The organism is Natrarchaeobaculum sulfurireducens (assembly GCF_003430825.1).
GTDB classification, from domain to species: domain Archaea; phylum Halobacteriota; class Halobacteria; order Halobacteriales; family Natrialbaceae; genus Natrarchaeobaculum; species Natrarchaeobaculum sulfurireducens.
In genome coordinates, this window is sequence record NZ_CP024045.1 from 1 (window position 1) to 18,810 (window position 18,810).

Annotated in this window: 12 protein-coding genes; 3 read left to right on the top strand and 9 right to left on the bottom strand. The window is 51.3% G+C overall.

Annotated features, from left to right (window positions below; all coding sequences use genetic code 11):
• Nucleotides 1-412 precede the first annotated feature (412 nt).
• Nucleotides 413-1,651: an orc1/cdc6 family replication initiation protein gene (locus AArc1_RS00005; RefSeq protein WP_117362341.1), complete on the top strand. Its 1,239-nt coding sequence runs from the start codon at nucleotides 413-415 to the stop codon at nucleotides 1,649-1,651.
• Nucleotides 1,652-1,666: 15 nt separating this feature from the next.
• On the opposite strand, the gene AArc1_RS00010 is transcribed toward AArc1_RS00005, so the two are convergent.
• The 3 genes from AArc1_RS00010 to AArc1_RS00020 form a co-directional block, all read right to left on the bottom strand.
• Nucleotides 1,667-2,068, bottom strand: a complete 402-nt coding sequence (locus AArc1_RS00010) for a hypothetical protein (protein ID WP_117362342.1) — start codon at nucleotides 2,066-2,068, stop codon at nucleotides 1,667-1,669.
• 324 nt (nucleotides 2,069-2,392) lie between these two features.
• Complete coding sequence (locus tag AArc1_RS00015; RefSeq protein WP_186336578.1) at nucleotides 2,393-2,833, bottom strand: hypothetical protein; 441 nt, start codon at nucleotides 2,831-2,833, stop codon at nucleotides 2,393-2,395.
• Nucleotides 2,834-2,847: 14 nt separating this feature from the next.
• Entirely contained in the window at nucleotides 2,848-3,759 is a 912-nt protein-coding gene (locus AArc1_RS00020) for a ParA family protein (protein WP_117362344.1), read from the bottom strand.
• Nucleotides 3,760-4,465: 706 nt separating this feature from the next.
• Between AArc1_RS00020 and AArc1_RS00025 the strand changes: the two genes are divergently transcribed.
• Nucleotides 4,466-5,008 carry a DUF7342 family protein gene (locus AArc1_RS00025; RefSeq protein WP_117362345.1) on the top strand — a complete coding sequence of 181 codons (543 nt, stop codon included), beginning with the start codon at nucleotides 4,466-4,468 and terminating at the stop codon, nucleotides 5,006-5,008.
• 3 nt (nucleotides 5,009-5,011) lie between these two features.
• On the top strand, nucleotides 5,012-5,470 hold the full coding sequence (locus AArc1_RS00030; RefSeq protein WP_117362346.1) for a hypothetical protein: 459 nt from the start codon (nucleotides 5,012-5,014) through the stop codon (nucleotides 5,468-5,470).
• Between the two features lie 26 nt (nucleotides 5,471-5,496).
• On the opposite strand, the gene AArc1_RS19590 is transcribed toward AArc1_RS00030, so the two are convergent.
• From AArc1_RS19590 to AArc1_RS00060, 6 genes are all read right to left on the bottom strand, one after another.
• Nucleotides 5,497-6,804 (bottom strand): tyrosine-type recombinase/integrase, encoded by a 1,308-nt coding sequence (locus tag AArc1_RS19590; protein WP_117362347.1) that lies wholly within the window; start codon nucleotides 6,802-6,804, stop codon nucleotides 5,497-5,499.
• A gap of 441 nt (nucleotides 6,805-7,245) precedes the next feature.
• Entirely contained in the window at nucleotides 7,246-10,200 is a 2,955-nt protein-coding gene (locus AArc1_RS00040; RefSeq protein ID WP_117362348.1) for an AAA family ATPase, read from the bottom strand.
• Nucleotides 10,201-10,202: 2 nt separating this feature from the next.
• Complete coding sequence (locus AArc1_RS00045; RefSeq protein ID WP_133412304.1) at nucleotides 10,203-11,933, bottom strand: hypothetical protein; 1,731 nt, start codon at nucleotides 11,931-11,933, stop codon at nucleotides 10,203-10,205.
• Nucleotides 11,934-12,148: 215 nt separating this feature from the next.
• A complete protein-coding gene (locus tag AArc1_RS00050; protein WP_117362350.1) occupies nucleotides 12,149-14,716 on the bottom strand; it encodes a DEAD/DEAH box helicase in 2,568 nt (855 codons plus the stop codon).
• A gap of 2 nt (nucleotides 14,717-14,718) precedes the next feature.
• On the bottom strand, nucleotides 14,719-16,176 hold the full coding sequence (locus AArc1_RS00055) for a ribonuclease H-like domain-containing protein (RefSeq protein WP_117362351.1): 1,458 nt from the start codon (nucleotides 16,174-16,176) through the stop codon (nucleotides 14,719-14,721).
• A 162-nt stretch (nucleotides 16,177-16,338) separates the two neighbouring features.
• On the bottom strand, nucleotides 16,339-18,804 hold the full coding sequence (locus AArc1_RS00060) for a DEAD/DEAH box helicase (protein WP_117362352.1): 2,466 nt from the start codon (nucleotides 18,802-18,804) through the stop codon (nucleotides 16,339-16,341).
• Nucleotides 18,805-18,810: the final 6 nt, after the last annotated feature.

The following is an 18,810-nucleotide window of genomic DNA, read 5'->3' on the forward strand; positions in this document are numbered from 1 at the left end:
GGTGTTCCGCCATTCTTATCTATTGATTCCCTCTGCTGTCTATCGATTCCTATTCTTCCAAGGTATACTGGAAACGATGGGGCCTGTGATGTATATAAAAGATCGTTTACTGGAAATACTGGAACCTCGTGGTTTTCTGTTCTGTGAGCATCCAACTGGAACCACCGAGAATTACTGGAAATAACGGGGAGAGTTTGATGACTTGTGAGTTGAGGTCTTTACTGGAAATAGTGGGGTGTAGTGCCTCAAAGATGCTTTCTTCATGACAAACCAAATGACCTTCTTTCAATAGACTGGAAACAGTGGGGTCGATCTCTAATAGTGGAAATCATGCTCCTCATGGTTATACTGGAAATAGCGGAAACAGTGGTCGAAACAGTTATGATTCTTGCCTGAATCAGTCGAACACAATATGACTCCACGATTCCAGCCGGACGACACACTGTACAAACGACGGAATACACTCAAAGTCGAGTACGTTCCAGACGACATCGTCGGACGGGATAACGAGATTGAGGAGTACGAGGCAGCCCTCCAGCCGATCATCAACGGTGAGTACCCCGATAACATCTTCATTTACGGCAAGACCGGTGTCGGGAAGACTGCTGTGACGAATTTCTTGCTAAACGAACTCCAGGAATCTGCAAAACATTTTGAAGTCGATCTCTCTGTCATCACACTCAACTGCGATGGCCTCAGCACGAGCTATCAGGCCGCGATCAGTCTGGTGAACAGTCTCCGAGAACCCGAACACCACATCGCTGAAACCGGTCATCCGCAATCCAAGGTCTATCGCCTTCTCTGGGATGAACTCAATAATCTCTCTGGGACTGTCATCATCGTTCTCGACGAGATCGACCACATTACGGATGATACGTTCCTCTACCAGATTACTCGCGCAGACAACAACGGATACATCGACAACATTCAACTTGGCCTCATCGGGATTAGCAACGACTCGACGTTCCGAGAGCAGCTTGACGCGAAGGTTCAATCGTCTCTGTGTGAAACCGAGATCTCGTTTCCGCCGTATGGAACTGAAGAGCTCCAGAAAGTTCTCGAACAGCGAGCAGATATCGCGTTCCATCAAAGCGCACTCGAGGACGGAGTGATTCCGTTGTGTGCTGCCCTTGGTCGCCAGGATGGTGGAGACGCCCGACGAGCGATTACGCTCCTTCGGAAGGCTGGCGATCTTGCACGCACCGAGAACGCGGATTCGGTTACGACTGATCATGTTGAACGCGCCCAGGAGAAACTTGAAGCACAACAGAGCATGGACATCATGCGCGATCTCACCGAACACGAGCAGCTAACTCTCTATGCGTTGACTACGCTCGCTGCTGAGGGGGCCACGCCAGCTCGCTCACGTGTTGTCTATCAGCGTTACAAAGAATTCTGTGAGTATCAGGGTCGAGATCCCCGTACAGCCCGGCGGATGCGTAGCTTCCTCTCTGATTTCGAGATCCTCAATCTAACGCTCTCGCAGATGGAGCACCGTGGTCAGGACGGTGGTACATACCGTGAACATGAACTCAACCGCGATATTGCGACCGTCGTCGATGCGCTCCAAACAACAATCAGCGAGTTCGGTGCACACCGGAGCATCATTGAATATCTCCCTGATTCCGGAGAAGAATTTGCTGTGATGTAGTGAGGCGGCTAGCTACTATCCTTCGTTATTTTCGTCAAGTTCTTTTTCGGCAAACTCGAGTAACTTCTGAAGCCGATCATTGAATTCGTCCTCAAATTCGGTGTGCAGAGATTCGTCATACATCTGTAACGTACGACTGAGACCCATTGCGGCTAGCCAGTCACGAAACTGCTCGCTACTCATGTCTTCAACAGGAGTGTTCAACCCCTCGGAACTGGAACCCGCAGCCCAGAGTTGGAGCAGATCTAAGTCCTTGACCATCGCCAGACGAGCAAAATCAGCGAAGGCGGCACTCACTTCTCGCGACAATTGGGTATAAGATACCGAGTCTCTGTCCAGATCTTGCTCTCCGTTCAGTAGGTTGTTGACGTACGAGAGTGAGCGCAACGAGAGGAAGCCTTCACGATCGACTGCCATCGGAGGATCGTTTTCTGACTCTGCAATATCTGAAAGCGCCTGACCACATGACCCGCAGTAGTGATGAACGCCTTTGACTCGATCTCCGCAATTCGGGCAGTAGGGCATACAGACTACCTGCGACTCGCGACTACACAGACTTTTCCAAGGGTATCACTTCAGGGTGGATCGATAGGGTTTGGTTTGACCTTTCTCGCCAATGACTGGATAGTATAGCGAGTGATGATATATATTGTCTTCAAAAAGGGAGGAGAGTCGATACTGAGTCTCTCATCTCGACACCGGGCAGTCCTCACAACATTCGGGATTCAGTGAATCAGTGATTCATTGATCAACGTCTTGCTTGGCGAGTTCGCGAATCTTTTCTTTCGTTTCCTCGCGGTGCTCGCCGAACGCCACTTCGAAAACCCCGTGGTAGAAGTGTTTGTTTTTTTCCAGCGTGATGTCCTCGCGTTTGAGCTGCTTTTTTAGGCGGGTAAACGTGATCTCGATGTCCTCGCTTTGCTCGGGTTCAACGTATATCGTGGCTGAATCCCAATCCTCGCGGATGTTCAGCGGTTCGTCATCTGTCTTTCTTGCCTCACTGGTCGACGAATCAGTATCGGTCGTCGATGCGGTCCTCTGCTGATCTGATCGACTTTCAGTCGCCGCCGCAGTTTCACGTCCCTTTCCTTCTGGTTCCACCGACGTCTCCGTGGTCTCCTCGTCTGTGACCGCGTCCTCCTCTTCCCCTTCGTCTGAAGGATCCTCGAATCGCTCATCCATTCCTCGAGGCATACTTACACCTCCACCTGCGTTTTGTCGAACGCCCGCTCCATTGTTTCTGCAACCTCGAGGAAGATATCGCGCTCTACTTGCTGGTCGTTCGCGTCCTCCCATTCGAAAATATCCCGTCCGTTGTCCCACGCACGCTGGATCGCCACCCGCATTGGGAGTTTGAAAATCGGCGCCATCGACGCGAAGGACTCGTCGAATGCGCTGAGGAACTTTTGCGACTGACCGTCGTCACGATACATATTTGCTAGGAGTCCGACGATAGCAATCTCGAGCTGCTGGTTGTCCTCGATGGACTCCAGTTGGTCCCACAGGTCATCCAGCGCATCCCGTGACGTTGCTTGGGTTTGTGCAGCCAGGAAGACATTCTGAGCCGCGATGAACGCCGCATCCGTCAGGACTGAGAGGTCGGGAGGACAGTCGATTAAGATAAAATCGTAGTCGTATCCGTCCTCAACCATCTCCTCGAGGGCGAGTTTCAGAGAGAGCCGGGCGTTCGCATCGTCCATCCAATCTCGAGCAAGGCCCATGTCCTTGTGACTGGGAATTAGATCGAAGTTCAGATGGTCGTACTCGTCGGCTTCGATCACGATCTCTGAAAGGCTAGTATCGTGCGTGCGCGGATTGTCGACGAGTACGTCGAGTAGGTTCTCGTCATCGGTGACTAGTGTGTTGGGGAGTTCGTTCTTCGGGCTTGATGGATCGTTGTCGTCGCCTGGACCCAGTCCAAGTCCTTTCGTCATGTCGGCTTGTGGGTCCATATCGATTGCAAGAACATCGTGGTCGCGAGTGGCCAGCGCCGCGGCACTGTTGATCGTCGCCGTTGTCTTTCCAGTCCCGCCTTTCTGGTTACCGAAGGCGATCGTAGGGATGCCAGTTGATGGTGTGACGCCCCATCCACGAGGTGTCTCGGTCATGGTTCGATCATTGAATCAATGACTCATAAATCCATGTCAGACACTTAGTTGTGTTCCTCCCAATCTGTTCATAACGGATATCGTTGTCTGAGGGGTTGAATGGCGCGATATCACCACATGCCTTCCTTATCATTGAATCAGTGATTCACTGCATCTTTACATCACTGATTCAGTGAACCACTGATTCAGGGGCTCAATGATTTTCTGATTTGGGTTGTTGGGGGGTCTGGAATCTCCGATTCAATGCTTCAAATACTCGCTGATTCAGACACTCATTGACTCATAGATTCAATGAATCTGTGACTTAAATTGTGGGGATTCCTGAATCTTCAATTCAGTGCTTCAGTTATTCAGTGAATCATTGAATCATGGACTCAATGAATGCCCCTGCTAGCTGTTACATGATTCAAAGCTCATGGGATTACAGAGCCGCCGCTTCCACTATTCACTACTTCATAGAATCACTGATTCCATGATTCTATGGTACAAATATCGGCTAGGAAAGACAACTGGACAGGCTTGACTGATGTCAACTGGTGTTCTTTTCGAATCGTTTCACGACACCGCTTCCCCAGTAGAGCCCCCAACCCTAGGTTCCGAGATCGTTGTAGACTGGCTCGTTCGCGTCGACGGGATAGCTGAAATCATATTTCGATATAGAACGAACTACCTCAACCTATATTAAGACGGGGTGCGAACTGCACGTATGACCGAAAACGGATCGAGTTCCGAGGGTGGACTCATGGATCGCCAGACTACGGGTGAAGACCGTGTGCGGATGGTCGCCCGACAGCTATCGGAGCCGCGGACGGCAAACTGGATCGCGTCCGAAGCGGGCTGGTCACATGAGCCCACCAAACGCGTCCTCGAACGACTCGTCGATGATGGTATCCTCCATCGTGACGAGAGCGGCACCCATACGACGTATTATCCTGATTACCGCCGACAAGCGATGCAGGAAGCGATGCGCCTTCGGGACAGCGAGCACACCGTTGAGGAGCTCACGGATCGTCTCGCCGAAATGAAGGCACAAATCCGGGACTGGGAGGATGAGTTCGATGTCGAATCACCGAATCAACTTCGCGGGACGCTCGCCGACGACGTCCTCGACGCTGACGAGGAAGGCCGTCGCCGTGAGATCGCCCGCGAATGGGAGCACCTCCAACGTCGCATCCGAATCGTTGGGTTCACCATCCGTGAATGGGATTTTTTGGCCCCAACAACAGAGCCCGCTGAGGCCCGCAGCTAACGGATGTCGGTCCCGCATCCGGGTGGCGACCCGAACGCGAATCTATACGCCCAACTGAAGCGGGACGTCCTCGACCGTGTTCCACAGATCACTGCAGTTGAGTACGTTCCGGATGATCTCGAGGCTAAGCAGTTGCGAGCAATTTTCGATCCAGACCGTCTTGACCCACCAACAGGGCCGGATTCGCCGGCACTGACCGTCAAATGGTATCGACAGGATCCACACGACTGGTTTCGAATCAACTACACCGACCCAAACACGGGATTTCACGCTGGCTGGCACCAGGACGAGGACCATCCCGACCTTGGACGGGCACATTTCCAGTATTCAGTCGCCAATGTAGAGGACCGGTGGGGTATCATATTCGAACACGAGACTCCCTCCTTGATTCTCTGGGAAATCGTCGAGGATCTCCTCGAGGATGTTCGGCCAACATACCAGTATTCAAACCACGAAAGGTGACTCCTCATCTATTATATGAGCGCCTATTATGTCCTCTCGCCGAAGGCTGTATCCAGCTGGTCCCGCATGAATTCACGGCGGACGCGGCGAGATCGCGAGTCTGAAAGATAATTCCGCATGACTACCTGAGGATCGCTACTACCCTGTTCTGCAGCTATGTCTTCGACACCCTCGAGAACGCCCTCGAGGACTGCTGTATAGGTGTCGTACCAGAAGCGACGACAAAGCTGCGGACTCGGGCGCTCACCTTCGATCCGTTCGGGGAGGCCAGCTTTCGACGATAGATCTTGGAACCAGTTCCGGATCGTATCTCGTGTCACGTGTGGTGTTTCTCCTTGTGAAGATGGGAACAGATACCCAGTCCACGACTCGTCGTCCGCTAGCTCGTCGATTCGGGAGTCAAGGATATCGAGGCCAAACAGTAGCGACACTTCTCCTGGCCCGTTCTTGCGGCTCTCGAACGCAATAAAGGGGACGTCGTCTTCGGGAACATCACGATTGAACTGTGAGACGTGTAGTGCTGCGACCTCGCTCGCTCGAAGCCCCCAGGCAGCTAATGCTACCACTAGCAGCTGTTCTCGTGTCGTTCTTGCTGCCTGCATCAGTTTCCGTACGTGCGTTGCCGAAAGGGCTGGTGTAGGTGACTCCTCGACCTCCCACTTGAACTCGTCGTAGAGACCGCTCGCAGGATTTATCGAGGCGATCCGCCGCCCAACGAGATGCTGGTACCAGGCGTCGACGACCCGTCGCACACGCTGAAGCGTCTGAGCACTGTATGAGCGCTCTGTTCCTTCGTTCAACCAGTCGAATGCTGCGTAGCACGCGTCGACGGCTTCGTAGGCTGGTGTCTCTTGTTCCCGTTGAATTGGTGAAAGGAGATCACCTGTGCCGTTCGCCTCACGATACGCATAGACGTAGAGATTTAGTCGTGTTCGGAGCGTGTTGACGGAAGAAGTCGAGAGACTGTATCGGGACTTTCGCCGGTCAAGAAACTGGCACAGGGCATCGATCGTTTCTTCGTCTTCTGTTTCCCACGCGTAGCCCTCGTCATCGTCACCGAGACCGAGGTCCTTGTTCCAAAACTCTCCGAAGGAGCGATCGTGATGGCGTCGTAGTGCTGCAAGGAACGACCGTGCATCATGATCTCGAAACCACTGATGGGTCGGTTTCTCGCTTGTCGGATCGATACCCTCCGCCTCGAGACATGGGGCGATCTCGTTCCAGTATAGATTGGTGAAGTCCTCGAGTGAGCATGATGTCCATCGGACACCATCGAACGAGGGTGTCTGCTCTACTTCGATTTCGGCATCCTGATCAGTCTCTGACTGGCTCATTGGACTATTTTCCAAGGATTTCGTCTGTTCAGATCTCGAGTGGAGTTGAATTCTGTTAGAAGCCCACTCGCGTCACCGGTTGGCAATTCTGAGAGTGGCATATTCGGGTTGTTCAGCGTTTTAGTTGGATTCCTTATTAGTTTGTGGGTTTGGCTGACTGACAGAGTCTGCTAAACCCATGTTAATTTCGACGAGATAATACGCCATTTTGATAAACCACATACTGCGATACAAACTCTGGTGGCCCTTTACCCGAAGTCACGAATTTGCCTTCTAAAAATCAGATGCTGAACGGTAAATCAGTCTGTCAAAGGATGTTCCGCGTTAATTCACGACCGTGAGTCCACTTACGAAACTCTCGATGTCTGCTTGATCAGTGTAATTGCAACTTATACAAGTTGTTCAGGCGGCGAGGGGTCGTCAACGTAGACCTATCGAAAATCACTGTATTTGAGCACGTTTGAAGTTCGACGACTTACCAACCTTTCGCTCTAACAACTCTGCAATATCTTTGTTAGCTGTTGCGAAAAGTATCTGCCGACGATTATCCGTGGCAAGTTCGATGAGTAAGTTAAAAAACGAAACCGTATTGATATCGTCGAGATGGGCAAACGGCTCATCGAGCAGCATTAGCGGCGGTGCGTGAGGATGGGCCAAGTTGTTCGTGACGAAGATTGCGAGGGCCAACGCTGCACGTTGGCCAGAACTCATATTGCTGATGGGTTCACTCTTCTGGTAGCCACGGCGTGTTACACGGACTTCTCCGTTTTCAAGCTGGACACTCTCAAACTCGTAGGGTCGCTGGAAAGCCTGGAACAATGTCGTGATCACGGACATATGTTTTTTGACGAAAGATGTGAATTCTGACTCTCCGCCGACCCGCTCGAAGGCCGTTTCTAGCCGCTCAATCCCGTCTTGATATGCTTTCTTCTCAGCCTGCAGCTCAGCGATACGCTCGTTCAAATCCTTAATCTCTTCCGATAGTTCAGCCGCCGACGCCAGCATCGTCGGTTCATCATCGATCTCAGCAAGCGTGGCACGGAGAATCCGATAATCGTCTTGGACATTCAGAGTACTATGCCACTCCTCATCAGAGATGTGTTGTTCGATGACCTGTTTTCCAGCTTCGAGGTCATCTAATCGCGCTTGCAGGTTGCTCAACATCGCCGAGGTATCGTCATCTTCGGCGTCAAACTTTGGAATATCAACGCCTACTTCAACGATACTCTGCGAAATCGCATTTCGAGTCTGCTGAAGACGTTTAGCCGGTTTTGTTTGGTCGGCTGCGTCCACACCAAGCTTTCGCAAGGCCTCTCCAACGGTGGTACTCGTTGACGAGGTTGCATTGGGGAAGGACTCAACATCTGGATTTTCCTGAAGCAGTGCCTGAAGTTGTTCAAAGTGTTTCATACCACAGAGATCGTCGAATCGAGCAGAGACATCGTATTGAATCTCCGACCAGGAAGTCTGCTCAAGAATCTCAATTGCGTCCGTGACAGTAGTGATTGTCTGGCGAAGCGATTCTGGAACATCGGTCTCGTCAATGAGCAGATCAGCTGGCTTGTCTCTAGTTCGAATATCCGCGTGACTCTGCTCAATGTAACAGGCAGGACAGTACTTGACAGTATCTGTGATCGTAAGATAGTCTTCTGTTAACGATCGAATTTCCGCCTGCAGCTCGCGTTGACGGGCCTGCAAATCAGAGATCTCTTCTAGTGTGTCTCGCCGCTCCACTAGTTCATCTTTGTGCTCTATAAGTCTCTCTTGAAGCGTCGATCGCCATTCCTCGATAGAGCCTACTTCGATCGAATCATCAAGGTCTCTTGTAGCGTCTGCAATGACGCGTAGATCAGATGGTTGGATTCCATGAGTGCTGAGAATAATCACAATAACGGCTGTGGGGGTTGAAATAGACTGCCATGCTGGCTTCTCAAAAAAAGTTTGAAGCCGCTTCAATTCAGCTCGATCCGTTTCGAGCGTTTTGATCTCCTCAAGTCGGTCGATACGTGTCTCTATCTCATCGATTGTGACTGTAAAGTGGGTGTGAAGGTCACCTGGTGTCGTCGGCAGCTGCTCGTCTTCATCTAAGGCTTTGAGGCTCGTGCGGAGGTACTGGAAGCGCTGCTTCCACTCTGCCCAGCTTTCAGGCCATTTAGTTCTAGAACCCGCACTTGGAACGTCAGCGACGTGCTCGAAATTAGGCGGCTTGGTAACCAGGGACTGGGTAGCAGGCGATAAGTTCTTTGCAGCATTGCTTGCCTGAGATAAGATCGAAGTCGCCCGTTCTCTGTCCTCTTTTGCTTCCTGGAGTTGGATTTCTAGCTTCCGAATTTTGTCTTCCCGTTCGGAAATTTCGTTGTTTGCTCTCTTGATGAGCTCATCCTTTTCGTGACTTGCTTGAGACAGTCGTTCACCGTAAATAAATCGTCGAATCGTCCTTTCGAGATTCTGATCAGAATCCGACTCAATAAGACGGGTAGTCGCACCTGCTTCGTGGTAATTTACTCGATAGAACTCAATATGTTTGTGTTCATTACCCTGGGGACGGAATCCGAACCAATCAGCAATTCGATCACTTACATCTGCTGGATCGTTAGAGAGTGAAACTGAGTTCTCATCATCATCGATCAGAGTGACACGCAAATCATCATAGGCGTGGCTGCGGTTCTCTCCCCGTCGAATCTGTCCGACCATTCCAAGAGTTGCCCCATCAAGTAAACTTGTCTTTCCACTCCCGTTGCGGCCATAGAGAAGCGTGAACGGCTCGGCAGACAGCTCGCGACATTTTGCTGCTGGACGGAATGACTCCCCGAGTTCGATCGTTTCTATAATTCCTTCGTAGGGATCCTCGATCTTCACTTCCTGCTCTGCAATCTCTGAAGGAGAATCGCTAATCAGCAGTTCGAGCCGCTCATCACGATTTGTCGAGTCAGTGTCAAAGAGGAAACCGAGATCGGCATCAAGAAGACTTTGAATCAACTCGCCCCGATCGAAATCCGATTCGATCTTCTTGAGCTCTTCTTCTACAGCTCCGAGAGGTGTGAGAAAAGCTTCCAACGCGTCGGCAGTGACAGAGCGTCGAATTGCAAATCGCGTATCTTGTTCCAATTCGTCGCGAATCGTTTCATCCAGATCTGTGCCTTCACGACAAGCCCAGATAAGCTGGATATTCCAGCGATTCGCGATCTCCTCATTGTAGAAAAGGACCTCCAACTCCCGGTTGTCTTCCTCGAGTAATTTCTCAGGATCCGACTCCGACCCTAAGAAGCGAATGAGTAATGTCTCATCACTGAATCCTTCACGTTCGTGCTCGATTTTGTACAGCTCGCCTGGACGATCCACTCGCTGGATTGATTGGGGCGAAAATAGATCAGTAAGCCTTTCGTATCCGTTCATTGTTATAGATCCACAAGTCCGGCATTCGCGTCGACCTCTTCTGGATCACTCATCACACTAGTTGCATCCTCGTATTGTGCAAGCGTTTTCATCTGCCCATCTCCAATTATTCTATTCACCACTACGACTGGCTTGAAGCTAATGTCCTTTTTTCTGAGCCACTCTTGCAGCCATTTTGCGCGGGCAACTTCGTCTGGCTCTGACTCTTGGGGGAGAAACGAGAGACAGATGGGAACATTATCTTCTTGGTATGTCGCGTTCACTGGGACTTTTGTCTGATCAAAGTCTGGATCCAGCTCGATCTCCTCTTTCTCTTCGACGAGTCTCACAACCCCTAGCAATTCGTTCGCAATTGTCTCTGGATGGTTTTTATTACTTGGCCGGTGTTCTGTCGTCGGCTCACGGCGATCGTGCAAACAGAGTAATGGGCCAAATTCCTCCGTCTCACCACCATGAAGCGCTTTTAATGTTTCCCACCGCAGGTGCTCTAATGGGTTGAATCTGTCAGGAATCGACTTGACATCGATTTCTGCCCGCAGGATAGCACCGATCAGTTCTTCATGGAGTGGGGTTGTATCAAGCAGCTCGCGCCAATCCCTGCAATGAGCGGACCCATTGGAGGAAGTTGATGAGATTTCAGTATAGTTATCGCCATTATATACCCACGTTTTGACGAGCTTGAGATTCGCCATACGTCGATTCATGGCAGGAGGGCTATTGGGGTCTGAACGAGCAAATGTGAACTTACTGATCACATCATCTAGCAGCAGACACACATACTCGGATTTGCACTCAGGTCTGGTCCCAATCAAGCCGCCAAGTTGACAGGTCTTGTCGTATTCGCTGCCGAGCACTGTTGAGTGAGCGGTTTTAGTATATATGCCTGAGTACCCGCAGTGCTCAGAGTCGTTGATCGTTCCCCAGTTTGCACTGATATATGTAACTTGTGTTTGAGTTTCGAACAGGTCTTCGCGAAACCGTGTCCAGTTTTTATCAAACGGTCCCGGATTACACTGTACGTGCACAATATAGGACCGTTTTGTGCGGCCGAATTCGATCATTTGCTCTTCCAGTTCTGGATCTCCCACATCGGAACAGGTCCACACAGCGAGTTCCGATTCAGTACCTGCGGGATTGACTCGCCAGACGCCGCTCCCCTCAGCCAGCTTCCGCTCTTCAGCGCTGTTTATGCCGCCGCTCATGTGTTTGTTTTTGAACTGAATTAGCAGTGCGTCCTCTGCGTTGCTGCTACGAGCGGCAGCCTTAATTGGAATGATCGTCGGCGTGACGAACTCTTTTGCGTCATTCTGCGGAACAAGAGTGTTGTTCCTATCGACTACAGTTTCAGCGGAGAGACACTCATAGTTCGAATCCAACTGCTCAATGAAATTGCCCATATTTTCGATTTCCACAGGCGCACACCCAAGCAAAAAAAGCGGACTCTCGGGGGCGAACAGAAATTCTTCATGATCGTGGATCCAGCTAATATCATATGCCCATTCAGGCGCCACTGCCAGCTGACATCCGCTTTCGACAGCTCGCTGGAGGAACGACTCGGCTCTATCCTTCATGTCCACCAATGATGGCAATTCATGGAGATTTCTCACTCGTCCACTCGGTTGCCAGATCATAACCTGCTTGTCCTGTGTCGCGTCGTCGAAAATGGGATATCTATTAGCAGTTAGATCCCCAAGAGCCTCTTGAGCACTACAGATCCGGTCAAAATCAGTCATTGTTGCAGCTTAGTGTATCTGAATATGATTTTCAGTGTACTATATATTTTGCCCATATGAGGTAACTCTCTAGTCTATATAACAAAGAAAGGTAGTACAATGGTGTTTACAACGAATGTTCTGGTCGGCCTTATGATGACCGAGGCATTCTAATCAATATTGGCCTCCAAGATTACAAAAATATGGCTGCAGTTTCTAATCTGTGTACTTCCGGATTATGAAATCGAGGCTGGTGGTCGCTGTTCATCGGCAGGAATCACTTCACTATCCGTCTTTGGTAGGTGCTCATCGAGGTCATCCTCCTCTTGATCGCCGAGCAGATGTTTGAGGACGTCCGCAGCTGCAGGAGAGTACAGCGGGCGGTTGTCGTTCCCGCAGCGGTCGTCCATCGTACAGGCCGGACACCCTTCATCACGACCGCATGAGCAGTCGGCGATGAGGTCGTGGGCACGTTGGGCAACGTCTTCGAAGTGTTCGTAAATCGACCGCGAGAACCCGAGACCGCCCTCGATCCCGTCGTAGATGAACCATCCACTTTTCTCGGGATTACCAGGAAGCCGATTCGTCGCAAGCCCGCCGATATCTCCGCCATCGACTTTCAACTCAAGTGGAGAGACAGCGATCATGGCGTGCTCGACAGCGTGAATTCCACCGAGGTACCCATGAAGCCGTGGTGGGAGGTTGATGCACTCCGGGTTGTGGTACTCCGAGTGCTTGTTGAGCATCGCCCGTTCGATGTCGTTGGGGGTCTCGGCCCAACATAGCTGGGTTCGCATCTCTAACGGGGGGACACCAGTATCATTGCCTAACTCAAGTACTTCTCCACTTCCGATTTCACGCTTGAGGTACGTGCTATAGTGGACCGATACCGTTCCATACCCCCAATTGAGCGTGAATGGCCCAACCTCGCGCGAGTCTTCGATAACTGTGTCATAGATGTTGACTTGCCCCTGTGACTGAGTGTAGTAATTCACGTTTGCTTTTTCAAGAGAGATGTATGGCTGAGGAATGTCTTCTCTGAGTTCAACGACCTGATACTGCTCACCCTGGTGCAAGACAGTTGCCCCCTCATGGTAGTCTCTGTATGCTCTATCGCGACCTATTGACTGATGATCGATCGTATTATCGCCGACCAGCCGGACATCGAAGGTGTTTCCGCCGGAAGAATACAGGCTGATCAAGTCCTGGGGGCGATCGCGATGATTGTACATCACTCCGCCATCGAGTGATCCTTCGAGATCACCCTTCCGTCGGCCGTACTCAACAGCACGTTTCAACCGTTCCTCTCCTCCAAAAGCGTCCGCATCATCCCATGTAAGCGGGAGTTCCTGCGCAGCACAGTTGAGTTGCTGGAGATACACTGGGTTGTTGTCCAAGTCGACGACGGCGCTCTCGTGGTCCTCTTCGAGGACGTACTCTGGGTGTTGTAGGATGTACTGGTCGAGAGTGGAATGGCTCGGAACGAACACCGAGAGTGCGTCTCGAGTTCCCCGGCCTGATCGGCCTATCCGTTGCCAGAACGACTGTCGTGATCCCGGATAGCCCATAAGAACGGTTCCATCAACACCGCCGATATTGATACCAACCTCGAGGGCGCTTGTCGTCGAGACGCCATCGAGGTGGCCCTCTTTGAGCTGGTACTCAGTCGCTCTTCGTGACTTTTTGCCGTGTCCAGCGTGGTAGGCGGCAAGATCGGACCCCTTCTGATAGTTGTTCTTCGGATTGCTGAGGAACCTTTTGGCGCGATTGACGGACAATTCAGTAAGTTTTCTCGAGTCACAGAATAGGAGCGATTGGACATTCTTCTGGCACATATGCGCCCATACTTCTGGGGCCTCAACCGTTGCTGGACGCTTAGCCAGCGCCGGTGAGTCGATATCGTCAGTAAGGCCGTCATCGCCGCTCATCGGGGGATCCCAAAAGACGAGGTGGCGGATTCCTCTTGGAGAGCCATCTTCGTCGACGACCGTCGCAGGCTCACCCGTGAGTGCGAGAGCATGTTCGGCAGGATTACCGATCGTTGCTGTTGTTAAGACGTACTGTGGGTCGCCGCCATAGTAGTCGATGATTCGTTGGGCGCGTCGAAGTATCCAAGCGACGTGCATACCGCCGAGGCCAGTCCACATGTGGGCTTCATCGATAACAACTAGCGAGCAATTCGAGTGAAAATCAGCCCAGAGGTGATGTCCTTCTAAGTACTGATTTAATCCAACAAAGTTCGTGATCACGACATTGCACTCCTCGCGGATACGAGACTTCTCCTCGCTCTTTGTGTCGCCATCATAAACGCCTACACTGATGTCCAGTCCAAGCGTGTTACGCAGGAACTCGTTGAGCTCTTGCTCCTGGTCACGGCTGAGCGCCTTCGTCGGATAGACGATGAGAGACCGTGTATCTGGGTTCTTAATGTATTGGCGGGCGATGTGGAGGCCGTACACGAGTGTCTTCCCGGAGGACGTACTGGTTGCCACACAGACGTTTCTCCCACGTTCAAGCACGCGGAGCGCTTCTCCCTGGTGACTCCACGGGTCAAATTCGAGATTTTGAGCGATCTTAGGAGGAAGTACATCTTCTGCAGGAACGGTCTGTTCCTCTCGAGCGGGAATCTCGAAGTTCTTGTGGACCTGTCCAAAGTATCGGTTCTCTGGGTAGGTATTCTTGAGTTCCCTGCCAGTAAGTTGGAGGACGTCTTTCCCTGTGTCAACGCCTTCTTCGTCGTTTTTGTTCCCCGAATCGTTCCCGAGGCTTGTCTGACTGTAATCGGTGTTGTGGTCGTCGTACATTGTTAGAAGTCCATGAGTCCGGTCTGTGTGGTGTTTTCATCGGCTAGGATGCTGGCACGTTTGTGACCGGGTGCTGCCTCAGCAATGGATTCGTAAACTGCAGCCAACTCGCGGACGTCAGCTTCGCAATATGCTCGAGCCGACTCCCAATCTACGTCACGTGCACGTTCTGGTGACGCGAGAAGGCGCTGAACGGTCTTGGCCAGCGATCCTCCGTCGACGCTTGCTGCTGACGCATCACGGCCATGTCCAAGTGCTTCAGCGACATCTTCGATCTGGTTTGTTCGACCAGGAAGAATGGCGTTGCCTTTTCGTACGGCCCAGTCCAGTAGGTCGTACTCAAACACAGAATCTGTCCAATAGTCCGTATACTCCGGTGCGTGTCCCCTGATGAATCGGCTGAGGTATTTGAAGTCAAAATCGTGGCCGTTCCATGCAATAAGTGAAGGACGATCGTGCTCACTGGCAAGCCATGCGATAAACTCTCGGGTGGCTTTTCCAGGATTGTCTCGTGACGGCTCTTTATCGATAAAGTCTACATATTCATCTGACTCAGGATTGTAGACGCCGATGAGCCAGATGATACTTGGATTAAGGCTATCCGTCTCGATATCGATGAACAGCGGAGTGTACTCTGCTGCAGGGACAGCTTCGTTCGTGAGTCGGATGACACATCCTTTGGAAAGCGCGTGGGCACTCTGGCGGATGCTCTGAGCTTTTGATTCTCCGATTCCCCGAATCTTTTGAAGTTCTCGTTCAGTTGCAGCTATGACATCATCGCGCGTCTTATAGCCGTTCTGAGCTAAATTCTGGGCGGTTTCCCCACCTACGCCGGACAACGCACGAAGCCCGAATTTATTCGCTGGTGTTGTCGAGACTGCAATGTGGCCATCTGGACCGAGCGAAAAACATGCGAGTTCCGGTTCTCCTTGACGACGATTTGGAGCGAGTCCACGAACGGAGAGGCGAACGCTCTCACCGTCGACATTGGCATACCATACGAAATCGTAACTGGCTTCCATCGTCCCTGTGAGGTACGTCGTATCTTGAGCAGCGTGGTGCTGGTAGCGAGCAAGATGTTCGAGACCCTCGAGCGAGGCATCCATTGTGACCGAGTCAGTGTTCGTCTGGATCTCATCACAGATGACGTAGTCCGCGTCGTTCGGGATACTCTGACCACTAGCGGTAGAGGCTCCGCCTATGTAATCGAGAGATCTGATGATAGATACGGTAGTACCCTCAATTTTCTCGGTGTGGACTGCACTCCGCCGGGTGTATACTACTGGGCACGAGGCGGTACGTTCGATCGTGCTTACAATTCGCATATCCAGCTTTTCCTCGACGATATAGATGAGATCAGCCTCGAAGTAGCCGACGAGATCGCTGATAGCGGTCGTTGTTGCTTCGGCTAACGCGTCGCATCGAAGGGCGAGCAAGCGTACGCCGGAATCACCTGTCATGTCTTAGTGCGTAGTAGTACCTAGGAGTCAGATGTCTTATAACTAGCGACTAGTCACTATACGATGTTGCTATTTCTAGATTTTAGCCCATCCTCATTCTATACTCACTATGGTTTCTATTCTAACAAGATCAAAATTTCACCAGTCACCCATTGAATCTTTTTAGTGCCGAACAGGGACTTCTAACAGTTGCTCCACAAGACGAACTGCAAGCTGCTTGTTCAGTGTTCGATTCGCGTTCCCACACTGAGGGGAATGAACACATGAAGGACACCCATCTTCGCATGGGCAGCTACGGAGCATCTCTAACGTCCGCTTGAGCATCGTTTCTAACTTCCCAAACGCTTCTTGCGAGAGACCTACTCCACCTGGATGGCCATCGTGAACGAAAATCGTGCTCTGACCCGTATGAGGATGATATTCAGTTGAGAGACCGCCGACGTCGCGACGAGCACAGAGTATCTCGAGCGGGAACAGCGAGATTAGTGCGTGTTCCAGAGCGTGAATACTCGCGAGGAATCCATCCTCTTTTTCGCTTACTGCTTTAATGTCCTCCTCAATCTGGGACGGGATCGTGAAATAGAGACCACGGGTATGAATTGTTCGTTCAGGAAGCGGCTCGTCAAAATCCCGCTCGACCCCGTCTTCATCTGACGGATGATCGTATAACATGTAGCCGGTCACTTTTTCTGCTACTGTGATGTCCGCGAACCCAACTGAGATCGTTTTGTGTGATGCCAGCTTGCTTGCCTTGAGTTCTTCTTTGACCATAATCTGCTTCTCAGTGAGTGGGCGGGTGTAACCCATCGTATTCACCGACTTTAGCAGCACACGGTCAGCATCGAAATCTGCCTCCGTCACACGGTAAGTTTCCTTCTGGTGATGATATATCGCTCCGGGATGAGCATCACGCAGTGCGTCCCCAAACGGTAACGAGGTGAGTGTCTTGTCTCGCAGGCGATCGTAAAGGTCGATTTGCCGATCGTCAATGGAACGGATATCCATCGTATGCTGTGGGCTGTCCTCTCCGATGTACTTCCACCGAGGGCCGGTTCGGGAACTGAATCGCTCTAATTGGTTTTCCTCATCGAGGGATGCAACAGTCGTTGGATATTCGTCGCCGAAGTAGGACTCATCATTGGTTCCCAGGAACAATTCTTGAGCCGCACAGCAGACATGGTCATCTAATATTTGTGTGTTTGAGGGGTTGACAGCTGCCTGTTCTGGATCACCATCGAACAAACGATCTGGATTCGCCATGCAATATTGGTCCAATGGGTTAGGACTCGCGACGAGGGCGACCAGACTTGGACTCTCTCCTCGTCCAGCACGACCTGCACGCTGGAATGTGCTCATATTGGTTCCCGGGTGACCGTCGAGGAGGACGACATCGAGACTGCCGATGTCAATTCCGAGTTCGAGGGCGTTCGTACTCCAAACTCCACGAATGGATCCGTCTCGAAGGCCAGCTTCGATGGTTGTTCGCCGCTTGTCCGGAAGCGCTGAGTGGTATGCAGTAATTTGATCTGCAAGCTCGTGTTCGCCACGCTTCCGGAGCTTGCTGTCGCACCAGTTCGCATATTGCTCAGTCCCCTGTCTAGCTCGTGTGAAGACTAGCGTCTGATAGCCTCGTTGAACGAGATCACAAAACAACTGAACCGTCTCTGGATGATGAGATCGACGCTCGCCACCGATGATCTCATTGTGATGAGGGACTTCAACTGGCACCGTTGGTGACTGACCTGTTTTTGGATCTCTATCCGTAGTTGATGGTAATCCATCGGCAGTGGAGATCTTTGGATCGTGTTCCTCGTTTTCTCTTATCGGGGGATTCCAAAAGATCCAATGGCGGGGACCTGTTGCGCTGGCATCGTCGTCAATAAGGGTGAATTGAGAGGACGGTTGTCCAGTGACGGATGCTGCGTGTTCAATCGGGTTTCCAATGGTTGCTGAACAGCAGATGTACTGGGGAGTAGAGTCATAATATTCTGCCAGACGTGAGAGTCGACGGAAGACAAGAGAGACATGACTCCCGAATATCCCCCGGAACTCATGCACTTCGTCAATTACGATCGTTTCGAGCTGCTGGAATAACCATTTCCAGTGCTTTGGCGACTTAGAATATGGGAGAAAACTTTTGTGAATCATATCAGGAGTAGTCAAGAGAATATCTGGCTGCTGGGCCCAAACTTCGCGCTTCTCCGAATCTGTTAATAGACCTGTATACGTGGCTATGTTGATGCTCCTATCATTATTAAGGTCTTCAGCTATATTGGAAATTGTGTCCTTTTGATCATTGATCAGAGCATTCATTGGAGCAATATAGAGCGTTTTCCCATGATGATCCAGAGCGCGTTCAAGAGCTGGAACCGTGTAGGCGAGACTTTTTCCACTGGCTGTTGGAGTAGCGAGTACGACATGCCCCCCATCTCGAATGGTTTCGATTGCATCCGCTTGGTGTTGGAAAGGTTCATTGATATTGCGTCGAGAGAGCGCACGTGCTAACCGATCGTCGAGATTAATCGGCGCGGTTTCAGCGGATGTCCCTGGCGTTCGTTCTTGGTGGATAATTTGGCCTTCGTAGTAGGGCCGATCTTTCAGCCACTCGATTGTATCCTCTATAGACATCTTCCC

Bases quoted from the DNA above. Each gene is read 5' to 3' on its own strand.
- AArc1_RS00025 (WP_117362345.1), top strand. From the start codon at position 4,466: ATGACCGAAAACGGATCGAGTTCCGAGGGTGGACTCATGGATCGCCAG.
- AArc1_RS00040 (WP_117362348.1), bottom strand. From the start codon at position 10,200: ATGAACGGATACGAAAGGCTTACTGATCTATTTTCGCCCCAATCAATC.
- AArc1_RS00045 (WP_133412304.1), bottom strand. From the start codon at position 11,933: ATGACTGATTTTGACCGGATCTGTAGTGCTCAAGAGGCTCTTGGGGAT.
- AArc1_RS00015 (WP_186336578.1), bottom strand. From the start codon at position 2,833: ATGGATGAGCGATTCGAGGATCCTTCAGACGAAGGGGAAGAGGAGGAC.
- AArc1_RS00055 (WP_117362351.1), bottom strand. From the start codon at position 16,176: ATGACAGGTGATTCCGGCGTACGCTTGCTCGCCCTTCGATGCGACGCG.
- AArc1_RS00020 (WP_117362344.1), bottom strand. From the start codon at position 3,759: ATGACCGAGACACCTCGTGGATGGGGCGTCACACCATCAACTGGCATC.
- AArc1_RS19590 (WP_117362347.1), bottom strand. From the start codon at position 6,804: ATGAGCCAGTCAGAGACTGATCAGGATGCCGAAATCGAAGTAGAGCAG.
- AArc1_RS00060 (WP_117362352.1), bottom strand. From the start codon at position 18,804: ATGTCTATAGAGGATACAATCGAGTGGCTGAAAGATCGGCCCTACTAC.
- AArc1_RS00050 (WP_117362350.1), bottom strand. From the start codon at position 14,716: ATGTACGACGACCACAACACCGATTACAGTCAGACAAGCCTCGGGAAC.
- AArc1_RS00005 (WP_117362341.1), top strand. From the start codon at position 413: ATGACTCCACGATTCCAGCCGGACGACACACTGTACAAACGACGGAAT.
- AArc1_RS00010 (WP_117362342.1), bottom strand. From the start codon at position 2,068: ATGGCAGTCGATCGTGAAGGCTTCCTCTCGTTGCGCTCACTCTCGTAC.
- AArc1_RS00030 (WP_117362346.1), top strand. From the start codon at position 5,012: ATGTCGGTCCCGCATCCGGGTGGCGACCCGAACGCGAATCTATACGCC.